Annotated in this window: 12 protein-coding genes and 1 tRNA gene; 1 reads left to right on the top strand and 12 read right to left on the bottom strand. The window is 39.2% G+C overall.

Annotation, left to right across the window (positions count from 1 at the left end; translation table 11 throughout):
* Positions 1-395 precede the first annotated feature (395 nt).
* The gene (locus ACESQI_RS01665) at positions 396-1,811 is read left to right on the top strand and encodes a hypothetical protein (RefSeq protein ID WP_055171820.1); all 1,416 of its coding nucleotides are present in this window, start codon (positions 396-398) and stop codon (positions 1,809-1,811) included.
* 124 nt (positions 1,812-1,935) lie between these two features.
* Here the strand turns inward: ACESQI_RS01665 and ACESQI_RS01670 are convergent, their stop codons facing one another.
* The 12 genes from ACESQI_RS01670 to ACESQI_RS01725 form a co-directional block, all read right to left on the bottom strand.
* Positions 1,936-2,952: a BT4734/BF3469 family protein gene (locus ACESQI_RS01670; protein WP_226812686.1), complete on the bottom strand. Its 1,017-nt coding sequence runs from the start codon at positions 2,950-2,952 to the stop codon at positions 1,936-1,938.
* A gap of 671 nt (positions 2,953-3,623) precedes the next feature.
* The gene (locus ACESQI_RS01675; RefSeq protein WP_055171823.1) at positions 3,624-5,333 is read right to left on the bottom strand and encodes a hypothetical protein; all 1,710 of its coding nucleotides are present in this window, start codon (positions 5,331-5,333) and stop codon (positions 3,624-3,626) included.
* Complete coding sequence (locus ACESQI_RS01680; protein WP_055171824.1) at positions 5,330-5,530, bottom strand: hypothetical protein; 201 nt, start codon at positions 5,528-5,530, stop codon at positions 5,330-5,332. Before ACESQI_RS01680 ends, ACESQI_RS01675 begins: the two co-directional genes overlap by 4 nt.
* A 51-nt stretch (positions 5,531-5,581) precedes the next feature.
* Positions 5,582-5,887, bottom strand: coding sequence for a hypothetical protein (locus tag ACESQI_RS01685; protein ID WP_253280394.1), 306 nt, complete (start codon positions 5,885-5,887; stop codon positions 5,582-5,584).
* 246 nt (positions 5,888-6,133) lie between these two features.
* Entirely contained in the window at positions 6,134-7,405 is a 1,272-nt protein-coding gene (locus ACESQI_RS01690) for a phage integrase SAM-like domain-containing protein (RefSeq protein WP_055171827.1), read from the bottom strand.
* Between the two features lie 140 nt (positions 7,406-7,545).
* Positions 7,546-7,621, bottom strand: a tRNA-His gene (locus tag ACESQI_RS01695).
* A gap of 73 nt (positions 7,622-7,694) precedes the next feature.
* Entirely contained in the window at positions 7,695-8,837 is a 1,143-nt protein-coding gene (locus ACESQI_RS01700) for a CapA family protein (protein WP_025867931.1), read from the bottom strand.
* Positions 8,834-9,715, bottom strand: coding sequence for a bifunctional methylenetetrahydrofolate dehydrogenase/methenyltetrahydrofolate cyclohydrolase FolD (folD, locus tag ACESQI_RS01705; RefSeq protein ID WP_007486456.1), 882 nt, complete (start codon positions 9,713-9,715; stop codon positions 8,834-8,836). Before folD ends, ACESQI_RS01700 begins: the two co-directional genes overlap by 4 nt.
* Positions 9,716-10,056: 341 nt before the next feature.
* On the bottom strand, positions 10,057-11,379 hold the full coding sequence (gene ffh / locus ACESQI_RS01710) for a signal recognition particle protein (RefSeq protein WP_007486457.1): 1,323 nt from the start codon (positions 11,377-11,379) through the stop codon (positions 10,057-10,059).
* 219 nt (positions 11,380-11,598) lie between these two features.
* Positions 11,599-12,921: an MATE family efflux transporter gene (locus ACESQI_RS01715; RefSeq protein ID WP_002561164.1), complete on the bottom strand. Its 1,323-nt coding sequence runs from the start codon at positions 12,919-12,921 to the stop codon at positions 11,599-11,601.
* 40 nt (positions 12,922-12,961) lie between these two features.
* A complete protein-coding gene (locus tag ACESQI_RS01720; RefSeq protein ID WP_320907907.1) occupies positions 12,962-14,920 on the bottom strand; it encodes a histidine kinase dimerization/phospho-acceptor domain-containing protein in 1,959 nt (652 codons plus the stop codon).
* Entirely contained in the window at positions 14,917-16,746 is a 1,830-nt protein-coding gene (locus tag ACESQI_RS01725; RefSeq protein WP_234130460.1) for a HAMP domain-containing sensor histidine kinase, read from the bottom strand. The genes ACESQI_RS01720 and ACESQI_RS01725 overlap by 4 nt, the downstream gene beginning before the upstream one ends.
* Positions 16,747-16,955 lie beyond the last annotated feature (209 nt).

Here is a 16,955-nt window from a genome sequence, read left to right on the forward strand (position 1 = left end):
TTCATCGAAAAACAGGCATCGCCAAACGCCTAATCAGAAATGAATAAAAACAATACTCTCACGCCGTTCTGGTATGAAGATATAGCACAAGCTAAACAACATATACAAAACAGATGAGCGTCATGTCCGTAATCCTTCTGATTTTGAAATTGGCGATTTCGTTTTTCAGGATGTGTGGCAAAAACGCTTTCACTACACCGGTCATTTCTCTAACCAGATGTTGCAAATATACATTTTTGTTTTGAACATGACGCTCTTATTTGAGTATTTTTTTACCTTTACCAATTGTTTGATGCAAACATAAAGTTATATGTTTTCTTATAAAAGGATTTTGAGAACGTTTTTTATGGAGAAGATAAGAAAGTCTCAAAATCACCCTAAAATGATACTGTTTTATGAATGACGAACTTGAAATACTACAATGTTTGATAGAGAATAGAATATTTGCTCCGTCTCCTTCTGCTCTGGCAAAAAGACTTGCATACAAAGGGAAAATGACCATTTATCGTGTCATGGAAGGAAAGGTTTCTTTTAGGGTGGTACATGATGTCTGGAGAAAACTGTTAAAAGAGTTCCATATCACAGATGATATACCTTATTTTATTGGACGGGTTTGCTATATCACTAAACTTTTCCATAATGCCATCCTCCCCGAAATGAATACCAAACATCCGGAGTGGATAGAAAATGTGCTTATATCTTTGATAGATGATATATATGTCTATAATTCCGATAAGTTTAACAAGGAATTTGTGCCAATACTTAAAGATTTTAGAAGGGACGAACCGGATGTTTATTGGGGGATGGCAGTATTGTTTTATATAAAAGCGAAGGGCTATGATCCATATGGGAGGGCTACGGAACAAATACTATATAAGTTTCTGGATCGTTTGGACAGTTTCTTGTATACGCTATATCCTGAGAATAATATGGCACATCAAGCAGCTTGTAATCTAAAATCATTAGCGGAGCGAAATAAAGATAATAAAAACATATGGTGGTTGTTATATAATGGGACCTTGATATTGCGTTATTATACAGATCCAAAATTTATCAATACTGCCATAAAATGCTTTCAACTTTTAAATTGGCCCGCCAGAAGCTACTGGATAATCCCTAAGACAAGCTATCAAGAAGGAGTCCAGGCATGGTTGATGGTTGAAAACAACTTTAATACTGCTACCAATGGATATTACATATTACTTCAACTTGAAACAGGAAAAGATACAAACACGTTTAAAGCCCAAGATATGTGTGTCTTTCAGTTTTGGACAATAGATACAGAGGAAGATTACCCAATTTTACAGACTAGCAAAATGGTTAATAAAAAAAAGGAATTTTGCCATTATCTTTATGACTACGACTCTGATGACCGAATATTAAAAATTACTCCCAATCCGGATACAGGAAATCTTCATAAACTTCCATTATCAATGTATCAAGTAAACTTGTCCGAGCCTAAGGGAATAAACGAAAAAATCTGGAGTCGTATATTTACTAAGTTTGACAAAGGTATAGGGGAAACCATTTATAAAAATGCTTTAGAGAATTTTTTAGGTATTAGTAATCGTAATAATGAATATACAATAAAAGATGTTATTATAACCAGGTCAGATTTCCTGCTTATTCTAACAGAGGCTGGAGTGGATAAAACATATCAATTGCCTATTAGCGCCTATTCTTTTTTATCAGATATCAATCCATCTTGTAGTATTATGATCACTGAACATAAAGATGATTCTGAGATATATGTTGAGTGGGATTCTTTGGGGTATGCTATAAAATTATCTGAGTTTACGTTGAAGAGTTGACACATATGAAGGTATATGGAGCATTGATAATTTAAAGGGAATAGGTCTGCAGGTATACGCTTCCGCGATAGCGTATTGAGAGCCCAGTTGTAGTTTACTTCTTTTCTTAGTTTCTTTTTTGCTGTTATCCGTTTCCTTTCAGCTTTTGATTCCTATAATTCCTGCCCTCTTCTTTTTTCTGGTACAACCTCATTCTGTCCTTTCCGAAGTCTCCTCTGTTGGCATTATAATTATTGATAACCATAGCTTCTATATCAGCTTTATCAATCCCATGCAAGCCAAATGTTCCGGTGAGATATGCCAATGCATTTTCATAGAGCACACCATACTTGCATAACCATTTAGCTCTTGACAGGATAGACTGATGCCTGTGACCGTCCTCGTAGGATTCAGGATATTCCAGGCGCCACTTCTTATCTATGTAATTGATCAGTGTCTTGTCTTTCCATTGTATCTGAAAACAATTATTCTGGATTATTTCTGCCAAGGTATGAGTAAAACTATTGCTTATGTAGCCCTGATTATAGCTTTTTATAGGAGTTGCCCTCACTGACGGGGAATGCTCAAAATGATAAGGGGTAAGAGAATCCCGCTGCGGATTGATATAGATCTCCGGATCCGAACTTAGGAAAAATGTCCGGCTAAGATTACCGCATTTATCATCAAACTGTGCTACTCCTGGGTAGAGTTGTTCTCTAATACATCTGAAGAGCTCATTATGATACATAGGGTTTGTGTTATCATGAATCATTGCCACTTTTACTCCTAATCCACTCGGTGAAAACCAAAGTGCATAGATATAAAGACGGTCTGCATTATCAATTAGGTTTCTCTTGAATTCTCCGGCATCAAGGTGGCTTTGGAAATGGTCAAAATCCAGAACCAACACATTGGAATATTCCCTGAGATTTTCCGGATCATCATTCCGGTAATCAAATACGCCAGAGGGAGCAATCATTGGTAACAACTTCTTCGCCTGCTTGTATTCTTCTTCTGTCGGCATAGATCTGAGTCTTACCGTTTGCTGGAACAGTTCTTGATTATCCCTGATCATACCCAGGACATAATCAAGGTTATAACGGATTTTACTTTTTGAATCATCCGCATTATTGTAGTAACTGACTGTTTTGTTAATCATCATATTTGGGATTTTTATTATTGTCATTCTCTCTACACATAACCACTCTTTTTCATTGGAGGTGCTATGTTCAGTATTTATGGTAATAGACTGGAATAAAAGTAATATAAATAAATAATCAAATAAACAAGAGAGAGACCACTTCGTGCTCTTTCCTAAGTGATGAGAGAAGGAGAGATAAAATGTTTAAAGTTTTTTTCTGTATCACTTTGAGAGACAGCGTAGCGGTCTATTTAATCTATAAAACTTGTATATCTATGATTTATCATATTTATTGCTTCTATCTATCAATTCTATAATTATTTATCTACCTCCTTTTTTTTACTTCTTATATAATTTAACTAGTTTATCGAAAAAAAGCGGGTAACTTATAATGTTATTTATTCTTATCTACCAATTCTATTTACTAACTGTCTACTTACTTTTTTTTGATCCTTATATAATTTAACTAGCCCATTGAAAAAGAGCGGGTAACTTATAATTATTATTCATATTTATCTACTATTTCTATTTTCAATTTTATTTATCAATTCTATTTATTATTTATATCTACCCGCTTTTTTTTACTCCTTATATAATTTAACTAGCCCATTGAAAAAAAGCGGGTAAGGTATTATAGTATGGTTTTAGAGAAGGAAGGGCAGGCTGGAACACTATACCCAATCCTTCTTTACCTACTCGATAAGTAAGGTTATTTTGATTTTCTCTAACACCCTTATCAGTTTATTGTATCTACGTCTTTCCCTTGCACTTCTCTTTATCCCCAAATTCTCCAGATAATCAAAGCTGACCTCTTTGGTGTATTCCCAGTCCATACCGATAGCATTTCTCATATCCTCATCAGCCATAGCCAGTTGTATAATTTCGTTCTTTAGGTTACTCCGGATATTCATTCTATCCAACCTGTTTTTCCAGTCAGATGATTCCCGGCTATGTGACGAACTGATTACCCTGTTCTCATTGAAGTACGCATACATTCTACCTATGAAATCATACTTGAAGTCATCCGTATAATATACCGTATAAGTACCACCGTCGTGTTTTCTTATGCCTATTCTTGTGATTAACTGACTGAAGAACCAGTCTTTCTGATTCTGTGTATCGGTAGTGGTTCCATAAGCCCGACGTATTCTGGCTGATTCTATATTCGGCAAGGTCCAGTCACCGCACATTACAATCTGGTCTATATCCCGGTAATTATTGGTACTCTTGTTATCTGAAGAACCATAATAAGTAACAGTGAACAGTTCCTTGGGGACACCCTTTAGTAGTAAAGCCTCACTGAGTTGTTCTGCATATTCTGATTTACCCGGACCGTCGTCACCCCCGTTGATATCCTTCCAGCATACGACCAGGGTAGGTTTGTTTATAAGCATGGCTATACGGTTGGTAAACTCGTCAAAACGTCGGGGATTGAGATTTCTTCTGAACAGTCCGAAGTCTATTTTCCGGAATTCAGTCACACAGTTATATTTCCGGTCCACATCAAGAAGCCTGAAGTTTCTGGAGTCCTTGAACAAAAGATCCCCTGCACCTTCGAAGATCAGTACATGCGTATTTATGTAGACTCCCAAAGGACACAGGTCAACGGGATAGAATGTGATGCCTGCCTTGTCACTCTCCGAGAGCATCCATGAATCATAATACTGCGGAATCAGGTTTAATGCCACATCACGCTTAATACGGTTAATCCGGTAAGACTGGTTAAAAAGATCATTCTTGGTATTCCTGATGAAATGGTCGTAATAAATCCCGATTTCTTCCGGTGACATACAAATGATATTGCCCGTATCATCGGTTTTACTGAATACTCCCAGTATCGTCCGGTCGAATTCCACGAAAGGTCTGATAAATGTGGGAGTCTCGTCAAACAGGATATACCGTCTAAGATCCGGTCGTACCATTAGTTTCCTGAAATCCCCGTCAAATGAATCTACGGGTACTTGGGGACGGTAAATGAGGAAATAATTGATCAGGTCAGTCCAGAAACGTACATGTGTGATCAGGATAATCTTTTTCTCCATAAGGATCTCGGGATTGTCCCTGTATTGATTCAGAAAGGATGAACGCTCCTTGTCACTGGATATGATCATAACGTCACTTTCTCTCAATATATCACCATACCCCAATTCCCTGTTCACCAGGTTAGCCAGAATCCAGTCATACATCTTGCCCAGTTCGTCACGGGTATCGACACAATACAGAATCCCCGAGTTATATTTCTGTCGGATCAGACTCTTGATTGACTCTGTTTTACCGCTACCACAACCTGAGGAAATGATATAGCCTCCGTTATCATCCGGGACATCGATTACTCCCGTACTGAGTTGCATCCTGAATCCGTCACCAGTCGAATTGGGGATTATATTGAAAAGCTCTTTCATACATCACCTCCTTCCTGTGTGTCATCTATGACAATCCATTCGGCATGATGTCTTTCTATCAGGAAATTCAGATAAGACTGTACGTCCTCTTCGTCAAAATAGCCTTCGTCGATATCCGGTGACATTTCTTCCCAAAGTTTAAAATCCTCTCTGATCTGTTCTATGAGTTCCGATTTCTTAATTACTATTGTATCCATCTGTGTATCTATTGTTTTTGTGTTATTGCTGTATTTTTATCCAAGCCACTCTTAGTCTTTTGTGAGTTGATATTCAGGGTTACTCCGAAAGTACGTAAGCAGATATTTCCTTAATCCCAAGTATGCTTCGATCTTTGGATAATCCCTTTCACATATGCCCTTGAAATCTTTGAGAGACACATTAATGACCAAGCCTTCATGCAGATCGTATCTCTCCTGTAATCTCTTGATATCTTCCCGATATCTTCTGGGTATTTTCTGTGGAATTGTTTTTTCGCTGACATCAGGACAATCCCTTACCTGACGGTCTGATATAGAACTATCTTTCTTACCAGATAATATAATATTTGTTTTCATGCATATATCAAGCTTTCGAGGGATTTGAACGGCGAAACAGACTTTTTTGATAAGAGAGAAGAGAATGGTACTATTATAGTGCTATTATCAAAATGGTAACTTTATGGTAGCGTAAGATGGAAAAGAAAGTAAATTAATTACTACCGGAAGGAGAGTAAAAGAATGCATGGCTTGTTACATAAAATATATAATGCTGTCCTATTATATATATACAACAGAACAGCATTACAAATTGCAGAACGATAATTACATCCTTCCAAATACATATTTTATAACCTTGGCATTAGCTTGGTTTTCATTAATAAAGTCTCTTTCAATATAGATATCAGTTACTTTCATTGCCTCATCAACATGATTTAATGCCGAGTGTACTGTGTACTTATCAATGCCAACTTTATTGAGAGCAATGGTGGCCCAAGAGTGGCGGGCTGCATAGAATTCTAAGTCATCTACTTTTAACAATTTGCCTATTTCTTTCAAACCTGCATTAATGGCCCTGTTAAAGTTGTTGGCTGTATTGTACATTTGATAGAATCTGAATACTTTTTTATCTGTGTAATCTTTGTACTTCTTTATGAGAGAAGATAGGATAGGGAGAATGCTAACTTTCATCTTTGCTTTATCAAGCCTTCTTCCTGTGGTTTTACTTCTATAATAAGTGATTACGTTTTCTTCAATTTCATCACAACTATGTAAATCAACAGAGTTCATTCCCATTAAACAGAAGGAAAGAATGAAACAGTCTTTAGCTAGATTAAATGGGCAGTTTCTTTCCTTACCATTGGCATTGCAGATATAGGGTAACATTAATATTTGATTAATTACTTCTGCAGTTAATGCTCGTTTACGTGTAGCTTCCTGTTTGGGGACTTCAATGTGTTCGAATGGAGAGTGAGGTATCAGAATGATGTTCTTATCATAATCGTTGTATTTCTTTTTGGCTTCATTGAAGAGATGTCTTATGCTTCCCAAATAGAGTGAAACTATCCTATTGGAAGGTATTCGTTTACCCTGCTTCTGTAATTGAAGCACCTGTTTTTCTCTTTTGAGATTGAGGTGAGCTTTGAAGCCATTTAGAAGTTGAGAGGTCACTTCATCCGTCTTTAAATGCTCCTTGCCTAAATAGCTTATGAAGGAATTGAGGGCAGACTGATAATTCTTCTTTCCTTTGATGGCTGTCGTCTCTAGCCATTCCTTACAAAACAGAATGAAGTCTATTGGCTGTGTTTGTTCTCGGTCTGATTTGAGGAAGGCTAAAATATCATCTAAGGTGTAGTGATTTACCTCTAACTGGAGTTTGGCACATTTCTCTTGGTAGGTATTGATTAGCTTATCTACCTCTTTTTTTACAGTAGTTCCTTCCTTGAAATTGAAGGACTTGGTTAAATCTTTAGAGGTTACAAACAGACTGCTTGATAGTCTTTTAACCTTTCTGTCTTGGGTAAATCTCACTTTGACGTTGTAAGTTCCGTCACTTCTTTGTTTGTCTCGTTGGACTTCTGCCTTGATTGTTAGCATTTTAATCTATTAATTTGGGGTCAACAATAGGTCAACAACAAGGAATATTAGGTAGAATTTAGCCTGATTTCAGTCTCCAAATAACCGCTACCAACAAAAAGAAAACCCTCATAAGTATTTAACTTACAAGGGTTTTTGTTGGGTGGAAGACCGGACTCGAACCGGCGACATTCAGAACCACAATCTGACGCTCTAACCAACTGAACTACATCCACCATGTTTGCGTTTCTCTAACGCGGTGCAAAGATAGATATAAACTTTTAATCTGCAAATATTCCATGAGATTTTTTTAATAAAAAGTGTACTCTTTTATTCCTTTGTTATGCTTCCTAAATAGTGATTGAGCATCATTTATGAAGATTTTCAGGTGGTTACGCTCTGTAACAGAAAGTGAGTCTGCCGGATAATTAATGGGATATAATATATGATTTTTTTTTCGGGAGAGAACGGGACGTGATGTCCACACTAAGCTATAACCGCAATTGGCTACACGAGTGACACTATCTTTTTCGAGTTCTAACTTAAATAGTAAACCACCATCAGTACGCCGGGCAGACATATTAGAGATGAAATTTCCGAGAGAATAGACTACCACATGCTGATTTCCGGTTATACTGTCCGTACGGAGCTCCATGGGTTGCACTACGTGTGGATGCGAGCCGATAATGTGGGTAACTCCCTGCTGTAATAACCAGTCTGTGAGATTCTTTTGTTCTTTATTGGGAAGTGACTGATATTCATCACCCCAATGCATGCAGGCAATGAGGGCGTCGGGATGTTGTGCCCTGGCAGCTTCAATATCTTGTGCCATTACTGCCTTATCGATATAGTTTACCACATTGGGAGAGATTACTTTGATACCGTTTGTACCATAAGTATAATTTAAAAGGGCAATGCGAAAGCCGTTTTTTTCCAGCAATAAAGGGTATTGCTGTTCTCGTGATTCAGTATTGACATAAGTTCCTGCATGTGGAATTTGTAATGAATCGAGCATTAGCAAGGTCCTCTCTAATCCTTTTTTACCTTTATCAAGACAATGGTTATTGGCCGTTATCAAAACATCGAAACCTGCATCGCGAATGGCGAAAAGATATTCATCCGGTGCACTAAAGGCTGGGTAGCCGCGATAGGGTTTTCCACCCAATGTTACTTCAAGGTTTGCAATTGCGATATCTGCCCGGTTTATTTCTTCCTTAACGAATTTAAAACAATCTGAATAATCGTATCCTGTAGAGGTACGGGCGGCATTAATCTGCGCTTGGTGCTGCATAAGGTCTCCCGCAAAGAGGAGGGTGAGCCGTGAGGTGATAATGCTATCTTTTTGACAGGAAATAGAATCCGAAGTATTAATAACAGAATCTCTCCTTTCCTGCGACATGGATGTGCAGGAGTAGGAGAGAAAGAAGAGGATTACCAAAGAGATATTTCTCATTTATAGATGGCTTTTTTACCCGCCAACAATGTATTCTTCATTAAAGAAACAATAGTCATCGGACCTACACCTCCCGGCACAGGAGTGATGTATGAGCACTTTGGTGCTACTTCGTCGAATTTAACGTCGCCTGTCAGCTTAAAACCGGATTTTTTGGTAGCATCGGGTACACGTGTGGTACCTACGTCGATGATTACTGCACCTTCTTTTACCATATTTTCTTTTACGAAATTCGGTTGTCCTAAAGCGGCAATGATGATATCGGCTTCCTGACATTCTTTTACCAAATCGTGGGATCGACTGTGGCAGACAGTCACTGTTGCATCGCCCGGATAGGCTTTTTGCATCATGAGGGCAGCCATGGGCTTACCGACAATGTTACTGCGTCCCAGTACTACGCACTTCTTCCCTGAAGTTTCTATCTTATAGCGTTTTAGCAGTTCAAGAATACCGTTCGGGGTGGCAGACACGTAACAAGGCAATCCGATGGACATACGTCCCACGTTGATGGGATGAAAGCCATCTACATCCTTCCGATAATCGATGGTTTCGATTACTTTTTGTTCGGAGATGTGTTTGGGTAAGGGTAATTGTACGATAAAGCCGTCTACGTCCGCATCTTCATTGAGTTCGCGTACTTTGGCCAACAGCTCCTCTTCTGTCACATCACTTTCATAACGGATGAGGGAAGATTTGAAGCCACAAACTTCACAGGCTTTTACTTTGGCAGCTACATACGTTTCGCTCCCTCCATCGTGGCCAACAAGGATAGCAGCCAGATGAGGACGTTTGCCACCGTGGGCTACAATTTCTGCCACTTCAGCTGCAATCTCTTGCTTTACTTGCTCGGAAATGGCTTTTCCATCTATAAGGGTCATGTTCAATAGTATTTTGGTGATGGGCAAAAGTAAAATAAATAACTGAATCAGCCAAAAGGAATTCATTTTTTGTCAATAGCCGATTTATAGATTATTAATGGAGCGAAAAGCTTGGGGAAGAGGAACGGGTATTTCATCAAAATAACGGTTATATGTGAAACTCACTCACTTTTTATTTGAAATCGGTTTGATTGGAACTTTTTTGTGAATTAATGGTACGAAAAAAGGAGAAAGCCATAGCTCTCTCCTTATATACTGGTTTTGTTTCAATCTGCTTTATGATTAACGAACCAAGGTCACAAAATAAAAACACCAAAGTCAAACGTTTACTCCTTAGGAGATTAGCGTTTCATTTTTGGCATCATTTTACCCATCTTGCTGCCAGTTACCATTTTCATCATTTTACGGGTCTGATCAAATTGTTTCAGCAGGCGGTTTACTTCCTGAATAGTTGTACCACTACCTTTAGCGATGCGGGTACGGCGTGAACCATTCAGTATTTCCGGATTGGAACGTTCTGCAGGAGTCATAGAATGAATGATGGCTTCAATGCTCTTGAAAGCGTTGTCGTCAATATCAATATCTTTGATGGCCTTTCCTACACCAGGGATCATAGATGCAAGCTCTTTGAGGTTACCCATCTTCTTGATCTGAGCTATTTGGCTAAGGAAATCATTGAAGTCGAACTGATTCTTGGCAATTTTCTTTTGCAGACGTTTTGCTTCTTCTTCGTCGTACTGTTCTTGTGCACGTTCTACCAGTGAAACGATATCACCCATACCTAAGATACGGTCTGCCATACGTGCGGGATGGAACTGATCAATAGCATCCAGCTTTTCACCTGTACCTACAAACTTAATGGGCTTGTTGACAACCGAACGGATAGAGAGTGCTGCACCACCACGGGTGTCACCGTCAAGCTTAGTCAATACTACACCGTTGAAGTCGAGGCGATCATTAAATTCTTTTGCAGTATTAACAGCATCTTGTCCGGTCATGGAGTCTACCACGAAAAGGATCTCATTCGGGTTGATGGCTTTCTTAATAGCAGCAATTTCGTTCATCATCTCTTCGTCTACAGCCAAACGCCCGGCTGTATCGACGATTACAAGATCGTATCCTTTGGCTTTAGCTTCTTTAATTGCATTTTGTGCAATTTCTACCGGATTCTTACTATCTGGTTCAGAGTACATCGGCACTTCAATCTGTTCAGCCAGTACACGAAGCTGTTCGATAGCAGCAGGACGATACACGTCACAGGCTACGAGCAACGGTTTGCGATTCTTTTTAGTTTTGAGCATCCGGGCCAGCTTTCCGGAGAAGGTAGTCTTACCCGAACCTTGCAGACCGGACATCAGGATAACAGCCGGATGACCATCTGTATCAATCTCAACGGTTTCTCCACCCATCAACTGAGTAAGTTCGTCGTGAACGATTTTCACCATCAACTGGCTTGGTTTCACAGCAGTAAGTACGTTTTGTCCCAACGCTTTTTCTTTTACTGTATCGGTAAAAGTTTTCGCTACCTTGTAGTTAACGTCGGCATCCAACAGGGCTTTACGCACATCTTTCAGTGTTTCTGCTACATTGATCTCAGTGATTTTACCTTCACCTTTTAAAATCTTAAACGACCTCTCCAGTCTCTCGCTTAAATTATCGAACATATTTTATACTAATTACTGATTACTAAACTTATAGATCAGTTTGCCACAGAGGATACAAAATTTTAGGGGAGTAGTGAATAGCGATAAGTAATTTAGTATCATGCAGCATGATAGTGCAGCCTGTTAATCACTAATCACTTATCGCTACTCACTAAAAAACTGTCCCCTCTGTATCTTCTGTGGTAAACCGGGATGCAAATGTACAAAAATCTCTTGTATTTATATCTTTTTATTCTGCCATTTTGCTTTTTTGAAGTAAATATAGCTTGTGGTGAGTAACAATGTATAGTACACAATCTCAATGGTAAAGCACCATGCAATGGGAGCTTTCAGCCACATTCCGATGAAGATTATATACGAACCGTAGATGACGATAGTTATAACTTCAAGTAACAAGGCGGCTTGTGTGTTACCAGTACCGGATATTCCGTTAAATACGATATTGGCTACGGAGGCTATCAACATGGCAACGCAGATAACATAGACAGATGGAACTGATTCGGCTATCAGGGCAGCCTCATTTGTATAGATGGAGAGCATGGCTTGCGGGAATGTTGCGGTGATAGCGACTAATGCCAGCATAACAAAGAATGAAAAACGGGCTATTTTATTGATAAGTGTCATCACATATTGTATGCCTCCTGCACCAATGGCATTACTGACCAAGCTGTTAGTGGTGGTGGCCAGTGCGTTTACCGGAATGAGCATTACGATGTATATGCTTCGCACAATGTTGGCAATGGCAAGTTCACGTTGTCCCAACCTTTCTACAGCTACGAAGAATATGAACCAGGTAGCCATTGACAAGAAGTACTGCAACATAGTGAAGCAGGAGATACTAAGTATACGCATCAGTAACTGAGGATCGAAAGAACGTAATTTATTCAGGCCATACTTTTTCAGGTCGACGGTGATATACGTATAAATGAGGAAGAACAGAATGGAACTGGCTTCTGCTACTACAGAGGCAATGGCAGCGCCTTTGATACCCATTTCCGGGAAGCCGAAATGTCCGAATATCATTGCATAGTCCAGTACTACGTTTGTCAGTGCCATGACGACGGCATTGATGGTAAGTACCTTTGTACGCGTAATGCCGATATAAAGTGCCCGGAACATTACGTTGATAAACGAGAAGAAGAATCCGTAGATACGCCAGTCCAGAAATTCCATTGTGGCATCGTATATGGATTCGGAAGAAACCAGCATCCGCATAATATTGCCCCCAAAAGCTTTTGTAAAGCTGAATAATAGCAATGCCATCAGTAACATGAACATAACACCTTGTATCATTACCGGTCCTACGTCAGAATAGCGACCTTCGCCATTGCGGCGGGCAATCACAATTTGCGAACCGGTGCTAAAACCGAAAGCAATAGTAAAAACGCAGATATAAAAAAGTCCACCCATAGCCGAAGCTCCGAGTGCTACTTCGCCAACACGTCCGAGAAAGGCGGTGTCAGTGACATTAATAACATTTTGTGCCAGTAAACTAAGAAGTATCGGGTAACTGACACTCCAAATTTGCTTATTAGTGTACATAAATGAGCGTTTAGGTTTACAATTTGCAAAGATAACGCTTTTATCCGGATATACTGTCGGGGGGGAGAGTAAAATCAATGACCTGTCCGCCCTGTTTGTCGGTGGTGACGGCATAGCTACCTCCGAAGTGCTTTAATAACAAGTCATTTATTTCATGGCGGATACTTACTTGTTGTGAGTGGTATTTCGGATCAGCCAGTGGGCTGTTGATAATTTGGAAATGAATGATCTTTGACGTATCATCCCGGTTGACCGTAAAGATTATTTTTCTTTTCTCTTTACTTTTGTCCGGATAGACCAATGTGCTGAGCAGGGTTTGCGTTATTCGTCCGGTATCTGTTGTGATGTTCTGTGCGTCAATATTAGTGCTGAACAGAATTGATATAACTCCCTCATTGTGCATCTGTGCCATATAAATGGCATCGTTACAAAGAGCTATTACATCATAAGTCTGTATCTGAAATTTCATCATATTGGCTTCCAGGCGAGACAGATCGAGTACATCATTTACCAATTGTATCAACTCTTCGGAGTTTTTTTGGATGATGGCTGAATATTCTTGTCGTGTACTTTCGTCCATATTGGGTTCTGAGGCTATGAGTTGTGAAAAACCTACAACTCCGTTGAGAGGGATACGGATATTGTAACTCATATTAGAGAGAAAATGATTCTTGGTCTCATTGGCCTTCTCAATCATCAGGGTGGCTTTACGAGTTTCACTTTCTGCCGTCTTTAAGGCTTTTCGTACCTGATAGGCACGCATTGTGAAGAAGATTAATACGAGCAGAGCAATAGCGATAATACAGAATACGAGCAGTTGAATTTTGCTTTTCAACTGTTCTTCTTCAAGTTTCATTTTATCTACATGGTAGTTGTCTTGTATCAGATTCATTTGTTTGTCAGACAGTTCGGTGACCAGCGAATCTTTCATCTGTATAACCTTTTCATAGATTGGTATTGCTTCCAGGCTACGTCCGGCTTCGGTCAGAATATCAGCTTTGATAGACAGTTGGTTGACGTAATCGCTGCTAAAAGCGTCTTTTAACAGTACAACAGTAGAATCCAGTTGACTGATAGCGCGATTGTATTCTTTGCAAAGGCGGTAATATGAGGCGTATGCATCATGATAAAGCACCCGATACATAAAATAAGTATTGGGGGTGAGATACTCGTTTCCTTTTTTAAGATGTTGGAGAGCCAGCTGAGGCTGCTTCATTTCTACATAATAATAGGTATAGTAGATGTCATTGAAAATCATCGGATCCTGAAAAGCTTCTTTCATCGTTGGATTTTCTGCGATATAGTCAGAAAGAATCTTCTTTTGTTCATCCAGATACTTTTTCTGATCCTGAAGTTCTTTGTTGGCTTTACTGAGTGAGATAAGTTGGCAAAGTACGGAATTTCTTACAATTACATTGTTCATTTGAGGAAGAAGCTTATGAGCTTCTTCCAAAGCCTGTTTACCTTCTTTCCAACGGCCAGTACCCATATAAGCATTGGCCAGACACTGCTTGGCACCTATCAGACCACGTATGTTGTTGGCTTCTTGCGCTTTCTTATACATCTCAAGTGATTTATTGATAGCAAGCTCTATCTGTTCTCTATAGGAGTAGAGATCTATCTGGCATCTTTGTGAATCGAAGTAATAATCCCACAAACCGGCTTTTCGGGCGTAGGGCTCCAGGTCTGCTATTTTTTGGATTACACTATCCAGTTCATTTTGATTATAGTAATAAATAACCTGGAAGTAGAGTGCTATTCCGGCGTACTTGGGGTTGTCTTGCGCAACAGCCTCCTTTAACAGCATATTTGAATAATAGATGCATTTGGGGGTTGTCTGCTCCATCCGCGTGATACTTTGTATGGTTTGTAGGCGTAGGGAATCATGCGGCATAGCAGACAACAATCTTTCCAAACTATCAGTTCGGACTCCTGATGGAGCTGCCAGACTTATCAAGAAATGGCAGCATAAGGCGAGTATGAAGATCAGTTGTTTCATTGTAACTTTTCATTTTTGGCTGCTGCCGCATCCGGTTTGATAGGATGAGTGAACACGAAGCGGGCGCCTGCTGTATATTCCGGATCAATCCATATTCTTCCTCCGATCTGTTCAACAATAAGCTGGCAGATAGAAAGTCCCAACCCTGTACCCTGTGCACCTTCATTTAGTTTCTCAAAACGGTTGAATATCCGGCCTTGATTTTCCGGAGGAATACCACAACCGGTGTCAGTGACAGAGAAGACGGCGGTGTCGTCCGACTCTTTTCGTATCTCAAGTGTGATGGAGCCTTCCGTAGTGAACTTCGTGGCATTAATAAGCAGATTGATAAGCAACTGTTGCAAGCGTGAATCATCTGTTAATAGCGGTAGCGATTCAAGAGTTGTGACAAAATGAACATCGGCTTGTGTTTGCTTTACTTTTCTTACAGTATCAATAACATTACGGCATATAACTACTGCATCGCACTTTTTAAAATTAAATACCAGTTTACTCATATCCAGGCTGGAAAGGTCTATTACATCATTGATCAGGTTTAATAATAATTCAGAGTTTTGTTGTATGATGTCATTGCACTGTCGCCGTGTTTCATTGTCAATTGAATCATCCGTGAGGATTGCAGAGAAACCTGAAAGCGCATTCAATGGGGTACGGATCTCATGACTCATATTTGAAAGAAACAGACTTTTGGTTTTAATGGAGTTTCTTGCACGCTTTTGTGCTTTTTCCTGTTCTTCTTTTGAATGGCGCAAACGTTTATTCTCTGATCGTATATGGAAAATGAGTATGGTGATAAGGATTGATAAAGAAAATACTGTTAGAATACCCCATAAGATAGTCTGGTTACGTTCCTGCTGGTTCTGGATTTCCATTTGATCGATTTGATAGATGGTTCGCAGTTCGTTGATCTGACGTACATAGCTAAGATTGTCCAGAGAATCTTGCAGCACATTTGCCGTTTGATAAATGAGACATGCTTGGTCTGTTTGTCCTAATTTAGACAGAAGTTGGGCTTGCTGAAGATTGAGCTGTATATGCTGGTTAGGAGAGTAGGCCGGATTTATCTCTTTAATAAGGTTACCATATTTTTCCAAAGCCCGATCATATTGTTTATTTTGTTTATAGTAACTGGCATGCAAATAATCCAAAACAAAACGCATATAAGGATAATCATGTTCTGAATTGGCTTTTGTGGCCTCTGTGATATATATAAGTGCCTTGTCTGGCTGATTGGTTACTACATAATAGTAGGCACGGCATATCGAAACATAAAAGAGAGTGGAAGTCGTTGGATATTTATCGAAAAGAACTTCAAGTTGTTTTAAGTATACAAGTGCTTTGTCGGTTTCTCTTATCTTTAACAATGTGAGGATCAGATTCGGAGAGATATGTATTTTCAGATGATCTGCACCTTCTAAAGTATTTAGAACATTAAATGCTTCTATATAAAAATCGATGGCTTGTTGCCTCATGTTTGCACCCAGGTAGGCATCACCGATAGCACGAAGAGAAAGGGCTATTCCTTTATCATAGTCCATTTCTTTGGCTTTCTCATACATGATGTGGGCTTTATCTACAGCTATTGTAATATCACCACGAATTGCATATGCACCGGATACGAGTTGTTTCAAATGGAAAAGAGTGCTGTATTGCTTGTCTTTTTCCAATTGTGGTTCAAGCTCTTTTTCCCATAAAATGATACTGTCTGCTGTTATATTTTGGGTATAAGGTAAATTGTTGTCTATGAGAATTTGTAAATTGGTAAGATGTTCTGAAGTCGTAGTCGCAGAATAGACTGGGACAGAATATAGAAAACCGGCCAGCATTCCTAATATGTAATAGATATAAATTCTCACTGTTTAACGTTCTGTTCGCATTGTTTGCTGCAAAAATAAGTAAAAAGAGTGAAGATAACATGTAATCTCCACTCTTTTTACTTATTTATTTTCTGTTTATAATATCCCGTGCTCCAGGACCTCCATGATTGGGATGACCGGGAGTATGGTTACGCCAACATTTACTACTCCTGTATAAT

The sequence above is a fragment of the Bacteroides sp. HPS0048 genome (genome assembly GCF_964240755.1).
In the GTDB taxonomy this organism is placed as follows: Bacteria; Bacteroidota; Bacteroidia; order Bacteroidales; family Bacteroidaceae; genus Bacteroides; species Bacteroides nordii.

What these genes read in the sequence shown, in the direction of transcription:
- ACESQI_RS01665 (WP_055171820.1), top strand. Translation starts at nt 396, where the DNA reads ATGAATGACGAACTTGAAATACTACAATGTTTGATAGAGAATAGAATA.
- ACESQI_RS01670 (WP_226812686.1), bottom strand. Translation starts at nt 2,952, where the DNA reads ATGATGATTAACAAAACAGTCAGTTACTACAATAATGCGGATGATTCA.
- ACESQI_RS01675 (WP_055171823.1), bottom strand. Translation starts at nt 5,333, where the DNA reads ATGAAAGAGCTTTTCAATATAATCCCCAATTCGACTGGTGACGGATTC.
- ACESQI_RS01680 (WP_055171824.1), bottom strand. Translation starts at nt 5,530, where the DNA reads ATGGATACAATAGTAATTAAGAAATCGGAACTCATAGAACAGATCAGA.
- ACESQI_RS01685 (WP_253280394.1), bottom strand. Translation starts at nt 5,887, where the DNA reads ATGAAAACAAATATTATATTATCTGGTAAGAAAGATAGTTCTATATCA.
- ACESQI_RS01690 (WP_055171827.1), bottom strand. Translation starts at nt 7,405, where the DNA reads ATGCTAACAATCAAGGCAGAAGTCCAACGAGACAAACAAAGAAGTGAC.
- ACESQI_RS01700 (WP_025867931.1), bottom strand. Translation starts at nt 8,837, where the DNA reads ATGAGAAATATCTCTTTGGTAATCCTCTTCTTTCTCTCCTACTCCTGC.
- folD (WP_007486456.1), bottom strand. Translation starts at nt 9,715, where the DNA reads ATGACCCTTATAGATGGAAAAGCCATTTCCGAGCAAGTAAAGCAAGAG.
- ffh (WP_007486457.1), bottom strand. Translation starts at nt 11,379, where the DNA reads ATGTTCGATAATTTAAGCGAGAGACTGGAGAGGTCGTTTAAGATTTTA.
- ACESQI_RS01715 (WP_002561164.1), bottom strand. Translation starts at nt 12,921, where the DNA reads ATGTACACTAATAAGCAAATTTGGAGTGTCAGTTACCCGATACTTCTT.
- ACESQI_RS01720 (WP_320907907.1), bottom strand. Translation starts at nt 14,920, where the DNA reads ATGAAACAACTGATCTTCATACTCGCCTTATGCTGCCATTTCTTGATA.
- ACESQI_RS01725 (WP_234130460.1), bottom strand. Translation starts at nt 16,746, where the DNA reads ATGCTGGCCGGTTTTCTATATTCTGTCCCAGTCTATTCTGCGACTACG.